Annotated in this window: 16 protein-coding genes; 12 read left to right on the top strand and 4 right to left on the bottom strand. The window is 60.6% G+C overall.

Features of this window, described 5'->3' with window-relative positions; translation table 11 throughout:
* The first annotated feature begins 119 nt into the window (after positions 1-119).
* The 6 genes from KW846_RS18995 (at position 120) to KW846_RS18970 (ending at position 5,891) form a co-directional block, all read left to right on the top strand.
* Positions 120-1,079, top strand: coding sequence for an AraC family transcriptional regulator (locus KW846_RS18995; RefSeq protein ID WP_305733737.1), 960 nt, complete (start codon positions 120-122; stop codon positions 1,077-1,079).
* A gap of 276 nt (positions 1,080-1,355) precedes the next feature.
* Entirely contained in the window at positions 1,356-2,720 is a 1,365-nt protein-coding gene (gene benA, locus KW846_RS18990) for a benzoate 1,2-dioxygenase large subunit (RefSeq protein WP_218484237.1), read from the top strand.
* The gene (gene benB, locus KW846_RS18985) at positions 2,717-3,205 is read left to right on the top strand and encodes a benzoate 1,2-dioxygenase small subunit (protein WP_007976171.1); all 489 of its coding nucleotides are present in this window, start codon (positions 2,717-2,719) and stop codon (positions 3,203-3,205) included. The genes benA and benB overlap by 4 nt, the downstream gene beginning before the upstream one ends.
* A gap of 10 nt (positions 3,206-3,215) precedes the next feature.
* Positions 3,216-4,229, top strand: coding sequence for a benzoate 1,2-dioxygenase electron transfer component BenC (benC, locus tag KW846_RS18980; protein ID WP_218484234.1), 1,014 nt, complete (start codon positions 3,216-3,218; stop codon positions 4,227-4,229).
* A 147-nt stretch (positions 4,230-4,376) separates the two neighbouring features.
* Positions 4,377-5,150: a 1,6-dihydroxycyclohexa-2,4-diene-1-carboxylate dehydrogenase gene (locus KW846_RS18975; RefSeq protein ID WP_218484232.1), complete on the top strand. Its 774-nt coding sequence runs from the start codon at positions 4,377-4,379 to the stop codon at positions 5,148-5,150.
* A gap of 42 nt (positions 5,151-5,192) precedes the next feature.
* Positions 5,193-5,891 (top strand): alpha/beta hydrolase, encoded by a 699-nt coding sequence (locus tag KW846_RS18970; RefSeq protein ID WP_218484230.1) that lies wholly within the window; start codon positions 5,193-5,195, stop codon positions 5,889-5,891.
* A 3-nt stretch (positions 5,892-5,894) separates the two neighbouring features.
* Here KW846_RS18970 and KW846_RS18965 read toward each other — a convergent pair whose 3' ends face one another.
* Complete coding sequence (locus tag KW846_RS18965) at positions 5,895-6,257, bottom strand: NUDIX hydrolase (RefSeq protein ID WP_218484229.1); 363 nt, start codon at positions 6,255-6,257, stop codon at positions 5,895-5,897.
* A gap of 219 nt (positions 6,258-6,476) precedes the next feature.
* Between KW846_RS18965 and KW846_RS18960 the strand changes: the two genes are divergently transcribed.
* On the top strand, positions 6,477-6,677 hold the full coding sequence (locus tag KW846_RS18960) for an SPOR domain-containing protein (protein WP_102701582.1): 201 nt from the start codon (positions 6,477-6,479) through the stop codon (positions 6,675-6,677).
* Positions 6,678-6,798: 121 nt separating this feature from the next.
* Here KW846_RS18960 and osmE read toward each other — a convergent pair whose 3' ends face one another.
* Positions 6,799-7,149, bottom strand: coding sequence for an osmotically-inducible lipoprotein OsmE (gene osmE / locus KW846_RS18955; protein ID WP_218484227.1), 351 nt, complete (start codon positions 7,147-7,149; stop codon positions 6,799-6,801).
* Between the two features lie 13 nt (positions 7,150-7,162).
* On the bottom strand, positions 7,163-7,402 hold the full coding sequence (locus KW846_RS18950; RefSeq protein WP_116582618.1) for a hypothetical protein: 240 nt from the start codon (positions 7,400-7,402) through the stop codon (positions 7,163-7,165).
* A gap of 279 nt (positions 7,403-7,681) precedes the next feature.
* Here KW846_RS18950 and KW846_RS18945 point away from each other — a divergent pair, with 279 nt between their 5' ends.
* Entirely contained in the window at positions 7,682-8,017 is a 336-nt protein-coding gene (locus KW846_RS18945) for a hypothetical protein (protein WP_218480568.1), read from the top strand.
* 148 nt (positions 8,018-8,165) lie between these two features.
* Here KW846_RS18945 and KW846_RS18940 read toward each other — a convergent pair whose 3' ends face one another.
* A complete protein-coding gene (locus tag KW846_RS18940) occupies positions 8,166-8,726 on the bottom strand; it encodes an Rrf2 family transcriptional regulator (RefSeq protein WP_015095711.1) in 561 nt (186 codons plus the stop codon).
* A gap of 309 nt (positions 8,727-9,035) precedes the next feature.
* Here KW846_RS18940 and KW846_RS18935 point away from each other — a divergent pair, with 309 nt between their 5' ends.
* From KW846_RS18935 to KW846_RS18920, 4 genes are all read left to right on the top strand, one after another.
* The gene (locus KW846_RS18935; protein ID WP_218484225.1) at positions 9,036-10,238 is read left to right on the top strand and encodes an NAD(P)/FAD-dependent oxidoreductase; all 1,203 of its coding nucleotides are present in this window, start codon (positions 9,036-9,038) and stop codon (positions 10,236-10,238) included.
* A 138-nt stretch (positions 10,239-10,376) separates the two neighbouring features.
* Entirely contained in the window at positions 10,377-11,666 is a 1,290-nt protein-coding gene (locus KW846_RS18930; protein ID WP_116582614.1) for an FAD-binding oxidoreductase, read from the top strand.
* Between the two features lie 25 nt (positions 11,667-11,691).
* Positions 11,692-12,246, top strand: coding sequence for a helix-turn-helix domain-containing protein (locus tag KW846_RS18925; RefSeq protein ID WP_007976194.1), 555 nt, complete (start codon positions 11,692-11,694; stop codon positions 12,244-12,246).
* A 20-nt stretch (positions 12,247-12,266) separates the two neighbouring features.
* Complete coding sequence (locus KW846_RS18920; protein ID WP_007976195.1) at positions 12,267-13,613, top strand: glutamine synthetase family protein; 1,347 nt, start codon at positions 12,267-12,269, stop codon at positions 13,611-13,613.
* Positions 13,614-13,897 lie beyond the last annotated feature (284 nt).

The following is a 13,897-nucleotide window of genomic DNA, read 5'->3' as shown; positions in this document are numbered from 1 at the left end:
ACGCTGGGTGCCTGATGCCCCGCGGCGTCCTCGAGTCCATCGCGAGCAGGCTCGCTCCTACAAGTGTTTCGGTTCTAGAATGAACTGAAGCAACTCATAACAACAACGAGAGTGACCTGATGATGCAAGCGCAACTGTTGAGTCAGCGCAGCCGGGTGTTCGACCATGCCGACCCTTACGCCGTGTCGGGCTACGTCAATCAGCACGTCGGTAACCACTGCATTCTCATGCCCCGTGCCGGCAGCCCGCTGGCCAGCCTTGATCATCGCAAGTTCGCCAGCCTCGACCTGTGCCGCATCAGCTACGGTGCCAGTGTGCGCGTGACGTCCGGTGCGCTGGACAGCATTTATCACCTGCAAGTGCTGCTGCGCGGCAACTGCCTGTGGCGTGGACACGGCCAGGAGCATTACTTCGCCCCCGGCGAATTGTTGCTGATCAACCCCGACGATCCGGTGGACCTGACGTACTCTGCCGATTGCGAAAAATTCATCCTCAAGGTCCCGACCCGCTTGTTTGAATCGGTCTGCGATGAGCAGCGCTGGCGCTATCCGGAGCAGGGCGTGCGGTTTCTGGAAAACCGTTACCAGCTCAATGAACTGGAAGGTTTCGTCAACCTGTTGGCGATGATCTGCCAGGAGGCCGAGTCCACCGAGCAGATCCCCAGGGTGCAGGAGCATTACACGCAGATCATCGTCAGCAAGATGCTCAGCCTGATGAGAACCAACGTCAGCCGCCTCGAGCTGGGCTCGCAGGCAGCCACGTTCGAAGCGATTGCCGATTACATCGCCAACAACCTCAAGCAGGACATCGACAGCGAAGAACTGGCGCGCCAGGCCCACATGAGCTTGCGTTCGTTGTATGGATTGTTCGAACGCAATGCCGGTGACACGCCGAAGAACTACATCCGCCGCAAGCGCCTCGAGTGCATCAACGCCTGCCTCAGCGACCCGACCTGCAACGTGCGCAACATCACCGAAGTGGCCATGGACTACGGCTTCCTGCACCTGGGACGGTTCTCCGACAGCTATCGCAAGCAGTTCGGCGAATTGCCGTCCGATACCCTCAAACGCCGGTATTGAGTTCACCCGATAATTTGTGGCGAGGGAGCTTGCTCCTGCTCGGCTGCGAAGCAGTCGCAAATTCGGTGGTCGCGGTGTTTCTGGTTCACCGAAGTCTCAGGTTTTGGGGCCGCTGCGCGACCCAGCGGGAGCAAGCTCCCTCGCCACAGGTTTAGCCTTTCCCATCCAATACCCGTTGCACAAAACGGATAAAGGTCTGCACCCCGCGGATACTCCCGCCTGATCCACCGTCCTAGCATGACCCCTGCCTGAACAATAACAATGGAGGCGGTGGCCATGACCCTGCGACCCGAATATTTGCATTCCCTGCTTGAAGACGATCCCGAGCAGGGCCTCTATCGCTGCAAGCGCGAGATGTTCACCGACCCGCGTCTGTTCGATCTGGAGATGGAACACATCTTCGAAGGCAACTGGCTGTACCTGGCCCACGAAAGCCAGATCCCCAACATCAACGATTTCTACACCACGAACATGGGGCGCCAGTCGATCTTCATTGCGCGCAACAAGGACGGTGTGCTCAACGCCTTCATCAACGCCTGCAGCCACCGTGGCGCGACCCTGTGCCGGCACAAGTCCGGCAACAAGAGCTCCTACACCTGTCCGTTCCACGGCTGGACCTTCAACAACTCCGGCAAGCTGCTCAAGGTCAAGGATCCGGCCAACGCCGGTTATCCCGCGAGCTTCAACTGCGAAGGCTCCCACGACCTGACCCGCGTCGCGCGGTTCGAGTCCTATCGCGGCTTCCTGTTCGGCAGTCTCAAGGCCGATGTCCTGCCACTGGTCGAGCACCTGGGCGAGTCGGCGAAGATCATCGACATGATCGTCGACCAATCCGCCGATGGCCTGGAAGTGCTGCGCGGCTCCTCCAGCTACATCTACGAAGGCAACTGGAAACTCACCGCCGAAAACGGCGCCGACGGCTACCACGTCAGCTCCGTGCACTGGAACTACGCGGCCACCCAGAACCAGCGTAAGCAGCGTGAAGCCGGTGACGCCAACCCGACCATGAGCGCCGGCAGCTGGGCCAAGCAGGGCGGTGGTTTCTATTCCTTCGACAAGGGCCACATGCTGCTCTGGACCCGTTGGGCCAACCCCGAGGACCGTCCGCTGTACGAGCGCCGCGATGAGCTGGCGCAGGATTTCGGCAAGGCTCGCGCCGACTGGATGATCGAGAATTCGCGCAACCTGTGCCTGTACCCCAACGTGTACCTGATGGACCAGTTCAGCTCGCAGATCCGCATCGCCCGGCCGATCTCGGTCAACCGCACGGAGATCACCATCTACTGCATCGCCCCCAAAGGCGAGAGCGACCACGCCCGGTCCAGCCGGATTCGCCAGTACGAGGATTTCTTCAACGTCAGCGGCATGGCCACGCCGGACGATCTGGAGGAATTCCGTTCCTGCCAGACCAGCTATCAGGGCAGCGTCACCACCTGGAACGACATGTCCCGGGGCGCCGAGCACTGGATCGAAGGTGCAGATGAAGCCGCCAAAGAGATCGACCTGCACCCGCTGCTCAGTGGTGTGCGCACCGAGGACGAAGGCCTGTTCGTGCTGCAACACAAGTACTGGCAGCAGACCATGCTCAAGGCCCTCGCCGCCGAGCAATCGAAACTGATCGCCGTGGAGGACGTGCAATGACGATTTCCCATGACACCGTGCGTGACTTTCTCTACCGCGAAGCGCGTTACCTCGACGACCGCCAGTGGGACGAGTGGCTGGAGCTGTACGCCCCGGACGCGACCTTCTGGATGCCGTCCTGGGACGACAACGACGAGTTGACTATCGATCCGCAGCGGGAAATCTCGCTGATCTGGTACGGCAACCGCACCGGCCTGGAAGACCGCGTCTTCCGCATCAAGACCGAGCGCTCCAGCGCCAGCGTGCCGGACACCCGCACCTCCCACAACATCAGCAACATCGAGCTGCTCGAGCAAGCCGACGGACTGTGCAAGGTGCGCTTCAACTGGCACACCCTGAGCTTTCGCTACAAGACCGTCGACAGCTATTTCGGCAGCAGTTTCTACACCCTCGACGTACGCGGTGAAAACCCGTTGATCAAGGCCAAGAAAGTGATCCTGAAGAACGACTACGTTCGTCAGGTCATCGATGTTTACCACTTGTGAGGCTGGCGTCATGACCCATTCCATTGCGTTCAATTTCGAAGACGGCGTCACCCGTTTCATCGACGCCAACGTGGGCGAGACCGTGGCCGATGCCGCGTATCGTCAGGGCATCAACATCCCGCTGGACTGCCGCGACGGCGCCTGCGGCACTTGCAAGTGTTTTGCCGAAGCCGGCCAGTACGAGTTGGGCGAGGAGTACATCGAAGACGCCCTCAGCCCCGAAGAGGCCGCGCAGGGTTTTGTCCTGACCTGCCAGATGCGCGCCCAGAGCGATTGCGTAGTGCGGGTGCCGACGTCCTCCGAGGTCTGCCGCACCCGTCAGGCCAGCTACGACGCGACCATCAGCGCCGTGCGCCAGCTGTCCGACAGTACCATCGCCCTGTCGATCAAGGGCGAAGCCCTGAGCAAACTGGCGTTCCTGCCGGGACAGTATGTGAACCTGGGAATTCCCGGCAGCGAACAAACCCGCGCCTATTCGTTCAGCTCGTTGCAGCGCGATGGTGAAGTCAGCTTCCTGATCCGCAACGTGCCCGGCGGCTTGATGAGCAGTTTCCTCACCGGCATGGCCAAGGCCGGCGATTGCATGAGCCTGGCAGGTCCCCTGGGCAGTTTTTATCTGCGCGACATCCGTCGGCCGCTGTTGCTGCTGGCCGGTGGTACCGGGCTGGCGCCGTTCACCGCGATGCTGGAGAAGATCGCCGAGCAGGGCAGCGATCACCCGCTGCATCTGATCTACGGCGTGACCCACGATTTCGACCTGGTGGAAATCGACCGCCTCGAAGCCTTTGCCGCGCGCATCCCCAACTTCACCTTCAGCGCCTGCGTCGCCAGCCCCGAGAGCCAGCATCCGCTCAAGGGCTACGTGACCCAGCACATCGAGCCAAAGCATTTGAACGAGGGCGACGTCGACGTCTACCTGTGCGGCCCGCCGCCGATGGTCGAGGCCGTCAGCAAGTTCATTCGCGAACAAGGCATCGCGCCTGCGAACTTCTACTACGAAAAATTCGCCGCCAGCGCGGCATAACCTTCCGTACGCCAATCCCCCCTGTACCTGTAGGAGCTGCCGAAGGCTGCGATCTTTTGATCCTGGTTTGTAAAAAACACAATCAAAAGATCGCAGCCTTCGGCAGCTCCTACAAGGGGTGGCGTTGGCGGGAGCATGAGGATGACCATGAACAGATTTCACGAAAAAGTCGCGCTGATCACCGGCGCTGCCCAAGGCATCGGGCAGCGGGTGGCCGAACGCATGGCAGCCGAAGGGGCGAAGCTGATCCTGGTGGATCGTTCCGAGCTGGTGTTCGAAGTGCAGCAACAACTGGCCGCGACCACTCAGGTGTTGGCCCTGGCCGCCGACCTTGAGCAATACGACGAATGCAGCCGGGTGATGCAAACCGCCGTCGAGCGTTTCGGCCGCCTCGATGTGTTGGTCAACAACGTCGGTGGCACCATCTGGGCCAAACCGTTCGAGCACTACGAGGCGTCGCAGATCGAGGCCGAGGTCCGCCGTTCGCTGTTCCCGACCCTGTGGTGTTGCCATGCTGCGCTGCCGTTCATGCTGGAGCAGGGCAGCGGGGCGATCGTCAACGTCTCTTCCATCGCCACCCGCAGCCTCAACCGCGTGCCCTACGGTGCGGCAAAGGGTGGGGTGAATGCCTTGACCGCTTGTCTGGCGTTCGAAACCGCCGGTCGTGGCGTGCGGGTCAACGCCACGGCGCCTGGCGGCACCGAAGCACCGCCGCGGCGCATACCCCGCAATGGTGCCGAGCAGAGTGAGCAGGAAAAACTCTGGTACCAGCAGATCGTCGACCAGACCCTCGACAGCAGCCTGATGAAACGCTACGGCACCCTGGATGAGCAGGCGGGGGCTATTCTGTTTCTGGCCAGCGACGAAGCGTCCTATATCACCGGCATGGTCATGCCCGTGGGCGGCGGCGATCAGGGCTGAGGCGAGTGGCGAACAACCCCATCGGCAAACGGAGTCATGGTGATGAGTGACAAACCCACGATCGTGCTGGTCCATGGATTCTGGGGCGGTGCTGCCCACTGGAACAAGGTCATCGCCAAATTGCTCAGCCGGGGCGACACGCACATTCGTGCCGTCGAATTGCCGCTGACTTCGCTGGCTGATGATGCCGAGCGTACGCGCAAGATGATCGCCCAGGTGCCCGGTCCGGTGCTGCTGGTGGGGCATTCCTATGGCGGCGCGGTCATCACTGAAGCGGGGGATTTGCCGAATGTGGTCGGGCTGGTGTACATCGCCGCGTTCGCCCCGGACGCCGGTGAAAGTCCCGGCGGCATCACGCAACGGCACCCGCCAGCGGCAGCGGCCAACCTGACGCCGGACAGCGACGGTTACCTGTGGGTCAAGCCCGAGCTCTACCACGAGAGCTTCTGCCAGGACCTGCCGGCGACCGAAGGGCTGGTCATGGGCCTCACCCAGAAAGCGCCGCTGGCGAGCACCTTCGGCGACACCATTGGCACGGTGGCCTGGAAGAACAAGCCATCCTGGTATCAGGTTTCCACCGACGACCGGATGATCGCCCCGCAAAACCAGCAGTGGATGGCGGCGCGGCTCAACGCCCGGGAGATCCTGACCTTGCATGCCAGCCATGCGTCATTGGCGTCGATGCCCGCCGAAGTGGCAGCCTTGATCGACAGGGCCGCGACGGCGTTGGCCAAAGGCTAGGGTCTACAAGCGCCGCACAAAGGCGCTGACGATACTGCGCATGGCGTCGCTGATGTTCAGGTTGTGTAGCGCATCCAGCGGGTGCCAGATGCAATCGGTGATTTCGTTCAGCGGTTGCAATTGCTCAAGGTTAAGCACCGACACCTCGAAGACGTGGTGTCGGGTGCCGTCCGTTTCCAGCTCCAGCACGTATATCAACTCGTCGACCCGCAGGCCGGTTTCTTCCCACAGCTCGCGAATGGCAGCGTCGGCTGCACTTTCGCCCCGTTCGAGCTTGCCGCCGGGCAGCGTCCAGCGACCGCCTTGCTTGCGTACCAGCAGTACATGCCTGTCCTGCTCGCAGATGATGGTTGCGCGTACTTTCATGGGTTACCCGATGGCCGGTTGTCATGGAACAGGCAGGAAGATGCAGCGTTCGGGCCAAGGCTGCAATTGTGCTGCCATCGGTTAGTTTGAGCGGCCGATCAGACGAAAAGTGCAACCGAAAGGGGGAATTTCCATGGCGACGTCTGGTCGGTATTTTGGAGAAGGGTGGGTGTAAGGTAAGCAAGTCAACCGGATAGCACTGCCCAGGAGGAGGTGACCATGAGCGTTTCGATGCTGAACAAGATGCACATGAACGGCTATGACGTACTCAGCGTGAACAACGGCCCCTGGCGGGTATGCACCCAGGGTGACCGGCTTGGCTCGTTCAACAGTCGAGAGGAGGCATTGGCGTTTGCCGCGTCACTGCCTGGCTACAGGGCGCGTGCCGGCAAGCCAGCAGGCAGCCATCAAACAAAGTGATGTCAATCTCCTGTAGGAGCGAGCTTGCTCGCGAAAAACGTCCGGATAACGCGTTCATTCAGACAGGGCGCGTCATCGTTGACGTCCATCGCGAGCAAGCTCGCTCCTACAGTATTAATAATTAATAGCCACCTCCACCGCTGGGCCGGGAGGGCTCCCGGGCCTTTAGCTGCGTGTGACTCCATTCCGCGCAGGTCATGAAGCTCTTGTGGTCGACCATGCCGCGGCCATCGAAACTGACGTTGTACGCCTGCTGATGGCCTTCGTGAGTCAGTTTGTAGTCAAAGCAGGTACCGGGTTCAACGGTACGATCCGTGACCGCCAGGGGCTGGCCGCCGATTTGCCGGACTTGCTCGCGGGTCATGCCGGTGTCGACTTTCGCCACCAGCGGCTGGTCCTGATAGATCGAGTTGGTGCTGCAGCCTGGCAACGCGGTCAGTACGGCGACCAGCGTGAATAGAGGCCTGTTCATGGCAGCGCTCCCGCTATTGAGCCTTGTTGCGGCTAATGACCTTGGCTTTCACTTCCTCGGCATAGCCGGACAGTTTTTGTTCATCACCCTGAAACAAAGCACACAGTCTTTGCACGGCTTGCGCGTCGCCTTCGCTGCCAAGCTCGCGCAACCGCTGCTCAATGCGCAAAAGCTCCACCGCCGACCAGCGCAGGTCTGACGCAAGCCCTTGCAGGTCACGCCGAAGTTGCTGTTCCGAATCGTTAAGCCACATGATGACCTCCTGAATGCTGCACTCCGCAATTTTAGACCCGTTTACCGGACCGGATGTTGTGTTCGTCTGAGTCAGCGGGGTTTCCTTTGGTCGGGAAAAGCGAACAGGACAATGCGCTGTCCCGCTCTAGTGCCGGTGTTCTCAAGCCAGGACGACGTCAAATGACAACCAGCAAGGAACTAACTGGGCAAAGTGATATCAATGACTCGCCGAATCGTCGGGATGGATGTACGGTCGGCGGCAAGCTACATTTTCTCTTTTCGAATTTAAGGAAGCAGCATGCGGATGTTGATGGGGGGAGTCGCGCTGGCATTGCTGGGCGGGTGTTCGTTGCCGGCGTCGCTGGTACCGGGCGAGCCGAATGTCAGCAAGCACAGCGATAAGACGCCAAAAGAGTATGCGGCGTGCGTTTTGCCGGCCTGGCAGAAGGAAGTATCGAATACGACCCAGGTTTCGATTTCCAACGGCTACCGGATCACCGCACCAAGCGTGATAACGGCCGATGAAGTGCTGGATATCGTGAAATACAAGGATGGCAGCCAGATTTCGCTGTATCAGGGGCCACCTTGGGCCAAATCCGGCGACCTGCGCAAAATCGTGCGCGACTGCCTTTAAGCGCGAGAAGGTGAAAATCGGTCACCGACCGCTTTTCGCCTGAGCCGAGAAAAACCGGATGCCTGGCGTGCATCCGGTTTTTTTATGGTTCATCACGTAATTCCGGGATATTTCGTAATCTGTGCCGTGAAGAACCTTTTTATGCGGCTCAGTCTGAAAGGTTGGTCGCAGGAATGATCTGCTCACTGGCCTGGGCGCTGCTTTTCCTTTCCCGACGCTCGTTCATCCAGCTCTCCACCTTGACGCCGAATTCGGCCGGGGCCTTGCGCCCGAATTTCCTGGCGATGTCGAGGATGGTTTGCTGGGCGAGGGCCTCTTCCATGCGTTTTTGCGCAACCATCATCGCGCCATGGACCGCACACGGACCGTCCAGTGCCCAGGCCGGCGGGGTGCCGTCGAACACTGCGCAACGGCCACGGATTTCCCGGCAATCGAAGATCGACTTGCGGCCGTCGATGGCGTTGACGATATCCAGCAGGGTGATTTCGTCGGCGGGCCGGGCCAGCTTGAAGCCTCCGCGCATGCCTTCGGTGGCGACCACCAGTTTGCCTTTGGCCAGCTTGGTGAAGATTTTCGCCAGATAGTCCAGGGGAACACCTTGCAGTTCGGCAAGGTCGCGCACACTCGCTTCACGGGAGTCGCCACCGTTGCCAACGAGAAAAAGCAGGCAGTGGATGCCGTACTCGACACCCGCGCTGTAAAGAGACATACAAATCTCCGACTTGATTAGTCGCCAATTCTAGCAGCCGAGCCTAAGCCAGGCAATGAATCGTCGCGCCCTGAAATTTTTTAGTCAGCTCGAAAAATCCCTGTCAACCGCGTCCTTGAGGCTTTTCTGCCGAAGCATCGACAGGTTCGATGGCGGCCATCAAAAAAAACGAGTTGCAGGATTTAACTAGGATCAATACAGTCGTAGTTGTTCGAGCGGCACAGGTCGACGGTTCTCGAAAAATACCGACCTCATGCCGGCTCCCGATGAGCGTGACTCACAACCCTTGTTTATCCCCTGGAGTTAAAGATGAAACAGCACATTCTGGTGATTGGCGCAGGTTTCGGTGGCATGTGGACCGCTTTGAGTGCTACGCGCCTGTTCGACATTCACGGCCACAACGACGTAGAAGTGACCGTGCTGGCGCCCCAGGCCGAGCTGCGTGTGCGTCCGCGCTTCTACGAACCGAACGCCCATCAACTGGCTGCGCCGATCGGCGATCTGTTCGATGCTGTAGGGATCAGGTTCATCAAGGGCGCGGCGCAGACCATCGATGTCGAGCAAAAGCAGGTCGGCTATGTCGATGCCGCCGGTGCCCGACAAGTCTGCAGCTACGACAAACTCGTTCTGGCCACCGGCAGCGGCCTGGCTTCGCCAAACACCCCGGGCGTGGCCGAACATGCATTCGACGTCGACCAGATCGAACAGGCCGTGCGCCTGGAAAACCACCTCAAGGCACTGGCCAATCAGCCCGATAGCGACGCACGCAACACGGTGGTGGTGGCCGGTGGCGGTTTCACCGGGATCGAAACGGCGACTGAAATGCCGACCCGCCTGCGGACCATCCTCGGCGACCGTGCCGACATCAATGTGATCATCGTTGACCGTGGCGATAAAATCGGCGGCTCGATGGGTGAGGAAATCGCCGAGTCGATCGTCGAGGCCAGTGTGGCGACCGGCGTGAAATGGCACCTGAACGCCTCGGTCGTGTCGGTCGATGCCAACGGCGTCACCCTGTCCGACGGTGCGCGTATCGATGCCAGGACCGTGGTCTGGACCACCGGCGTTCGCGCCAGCTCCCTGACCGAACAGATCCCGGCCGAACGCGATCGCCTGGGTCGCCTGCATGTCGACGCCCACCTGAAAGTGATTGGCCAGGACGACATCTTCGCCACCGGCGACGTCGCCTACGCAGCCAGCGACGAGATCGGCAACTACGCCCTGATGACCTGCCAGCACGCGATTTCGCTGGGCCGCCACGCCGGCAACAACGTGGCGGCGCAGATCCTCGGTGTCGCCCCGACGCCGTACAGCCAGCCCAAGTACGTGACCTGCCTGGACCTCGGCGCCTGGGGCGCGGTCTACACCGAGGGTTGGGACCGCCAGGTCAAGTTGGTCAAGCATGAGGCCAAGGCATTGAAGACCCAGATCAACACCCAGTGGATCTACCCACCGGCGGCAGATCGAGTCACCGCACTGGCTTCGGCGGATCCGATGATTCCTGTGGCCTGATTGATTCGAACATCGCGTCTGAACAAGACAATCCCGCTCGGGTTCGCCGAAGCGGGATTTTTTACGTCTCGATTGCCTGCATGAAATTAACCGTGTATTTTTTCATGAAATTAAAAATACAAAATTTCACGAGGCCGTATGTTTCAGCAATCCACCCGGCATGTCGCCAGTTACTACGCCCATAGTTGCGCCGATCGACTGGTCAATCGCACCGCACTTGAAGGTGAGCAAGACACCGAAGTGCTGATCATCGGGGCCGGTTTCAGTGGATTGCACACGGCGTTGCGCCTGGCGCTGGCCGGCAAGCGCGTGACCCTGCTCGAAGCCAGCCGGGTGGCCTGGGCCGCGTCCGGGCGTAATGGCGGGCAGGCGATTCTCGGTTGGTCGTGCGACATGCCACCGCTGGAAGCGGCGCTGGGATACGAGCGGGCGCGGCGATTGTGGGACGGCATGCGCTGGGCCGCGCGCGAATTGCGTGATCTGCCCGGCCGCCATGAATTCGATTGCGACTACCGCGCTGGCCATCTCTGGACCTCGGTGATGCCGCGGCGAGTGGGGCTGCTGACCGAGTGGCAGCACGAGGCCAGCCACAAGTGGGGTCACGACAAACTGCAATTCATCCCCCGGCAACAGCTGCCGCAATGGGTCGCCAGCGAGCGTTATCAGGCCGGCCTGTTCGACCCCGAGGGCGGGCATTTGAATCCGCTGAAACTTGCCTTGGGCCTCGCGGAGGCGGTTGAGCGGGCTGGCGGCCGTATCTACGAGCAAAGCAAGGCGCTGAGTTATGGCGAGGAGGGCGAAGGCTTTGTGGTGACGACCGAGCGCGGTCGTATTCGCGCCGATGTGCTGGTGCTGGCGTGCAACGCCTACCTCGATCGGCTCGACCCGCAACTGGCCAGTTGTGTGTTGCCGGTCGGCACCTATCAGGTCGCGACCGCGCCGCTCACCAGGGACCAGGCCACTGCGCTGCTGCCGAGCAACGTGTGCGTGACCGACAACCAGTTCGTGCTCGATTATTTCCGCCGCACCCCGGATAACCGCCTGCTGTTCGGCGGCGGTTGCACTTACCTGGGCGGGATGCCCAAGGACATCGCCGCGGCGACCCGGCCGTTCCTGGAGCGGGTGTTCCCGCAACTCACGGGCGTCGAGCTTGAGTTTGCCTGGGGCGGACACATCGACCTGACCCTCAAACGCACGCCGGACATCGGACGGCGCGGCGATCTGTACTGGATGCAGGGCTATTCCGGGCATGGCGTGCTACCGACGCTGGCCGCGGCGCGGGCGGTGTCCGACGCGATCCTCGGTCAACCCGACGAACTGTCCCTGTACCAGGGCCTGAACAACGGCAGTTTTCCCGGCGGCAAATACCTGGCCGCGCCGCTGGAAGCCATAGGCAAGGCCTGGTATCGACTGCGCGACAGCATTTGAAGCGACACTTTCTGGAAGCCTCAAGATGGACATGCAAGAAGAAATCTCGGCGCTGGCGATCCTGATCCAGGACCTGCGCAAGCACAAGAAGTACACCCTCAAGGAACTGGCGGACAAAATCGGCCGCTCCGTCGGTTTTCTGTCCCAGGTCGAGCGCGGCCTGTCGCGCCCGACGGTGGCAGACCTGACCGCGATCAGCGAAACCCTCGGCGTGCCGACCACTTATTTCTACAGCCTGCCCAAACCCATGGCGTTGTCCTGGGTCACCCGCCCGGACGAGCGCCGCACGCTGTACTACGCCGACGGCATCACCGACATCCTCGTTTCGCCAAAAATGCGCGCGTCCTTCTCGATGCTTGAAAGCCAGCTCGAACCCGGCGCCAGCAGCGGCGACCGGCACATGAAGGACAGCTCGGAGCAGGGCGGTTATGTCCTCGAAGGGCAGCTGACCCTGTGGCTCGACGACAACGAACCGGTGACCCTGCATCCCGGCGACAGCTTTCAACTGGCCAGCCATGCGCACTGCCGCTACGGCAACCTGTCCGACCAACTGACCCGCGTGCTTTGGGTTTACACCTGATAACAACAAGGACCAAAACGATGGATGCCGTGTGCTCTGAACTGCTGGCCGAAGTTCGCAACTTCCGCCACTGCAACCCCGAAGTGCGTTATGTCGACCTGATCTCCCTGGACATTCCGGGGCATTTCTACGGCAAGCGCTACCCGATCGAAATGCTGGAGAAAGTCGCTGCCGGCAGTGCACTGAAACTGCCGCAAAACTGTGTGCTGCTCGGCACCCAGGGCGGGCTGTTCAAGATTGGTGACTACTGCTTCAACGATGGCGACCCGGATGCGTTGCGGCGTTTGGTGCCTGGCACCTTGAAGCTGGTGACTTGGGAAAAGCAGCCTCTGGGCCAGATGCTGATCACCTCCGACGGCACGGAAAAACCCATCGAATTCGAACCCCGTGAAGTGCTGGCCCAGGTGCTGAACCGCCTGCACCGTAAAGGTATTTTTCCGGTGGTGGCCTTCGAGCTGGAGTTTTACCTGTTCGACAGCCGCTTGAAGGACGGCCTGCCACAGTTCCCCCGTGATGAGCTGACGGGTGACGCCGATGATCAGCCGAACATGCACATCGAACGCTTGTCGCGCTTCGCCCCGGTGCTCGATGAAATGGTCGAGACCGCGCGCGCCCAAGGCATCGATGCCACGGTGATTACTGCCGAACTCGGCCCGGGCCAGTTCGAAATCAACTTCGGACATTGCGATGACGGCCTGCGCGCCGCCGACTGGGCGGCCCTGTTCTGCCGCAGCACCCGGGGCGTGGCGCTCAAGCACAACCTGCGCGCCAGTTTCATGGCCAAACCTTACCTGCAACACCCCGGCAGCGGCATGCACGTGCACGTCAGCCTGTATGACCAGGCCGGCAACAACCTGCTGGCGGCGAACGGTCAGCGGGCGCTGCGCCATGCGGTGGCCGGTTGCCTGGAGGTGTTGCCGCACTGCATGCCGATCTTTGCCCCGAACCACAATGCCATGCGTCGCTTGAGTGGCACGGTGAACGTCGCGTCCCGCGCCAGCTGGGGCTTCGAGGATCGCGATGCGTGCTTGCGTATTCCGGAGTCGGACGTCAAGAACCTGCGCATCGAACATCGCCTGGCGGGCGCCGATGCCAACCCGTATCTGGCGTTGGCGGCGATCCTGGTGGGGTTGGAGCAGGGCCTGGAAGGGGAGCGCGAGCCGATTGCACCGCTCAACGAAGACCGCGGCAGTGGCATCGATTTCCCGTTGGAAATGCTCGAAGCGGTGCAGTCCATGCAACATCATCCAGCCGTGCGCGAAGGCTTGGGGGCGGAGTTTGTAGACGTCTATTGCGAAAACAAACGTCAGGATCATCTGGCATTTCTGCATGACATCAGCGCGCGTGAGTATCGCTGGTTCTTGTAGTCGCCCTTAGAAAATATGTGGATATATAAGGGCTTAGAGCGTTTAGTAACTGGATAGTGAATTAAAATATCTTGTTACAGGCCGAAATATTCCGTAATATCCGCGCCGCGTTCACCACCACGGTTTATGCATTTTTAAGTCCCGGGCGTCCATCAGCTGCCCGGGATTTTTTTTGCCTGCAATGTGGTCGGTCGTTGAGAATCAAAAGATCGCAGCCTGCGGCAGCTCCTACAAGGATGTACGTCTTGCCTTTGTAGGAGCTGCCGCAGGCTGCGATCTTTTTT

Source organism: Pseudomonas sp. PDM32, from assembly GCF_019219225.1.
Lineage (GTDB): Bacteria > Pseudomonadota > Gammaproteobacteria > Pseudomonadales > Pseudomonadaceae > Aquipseudomonas > Aquipseudomonas laurylsulfatiphila.
This window is presented reverse-complemented; position numbering and strand designations above follow the sequence as displayed.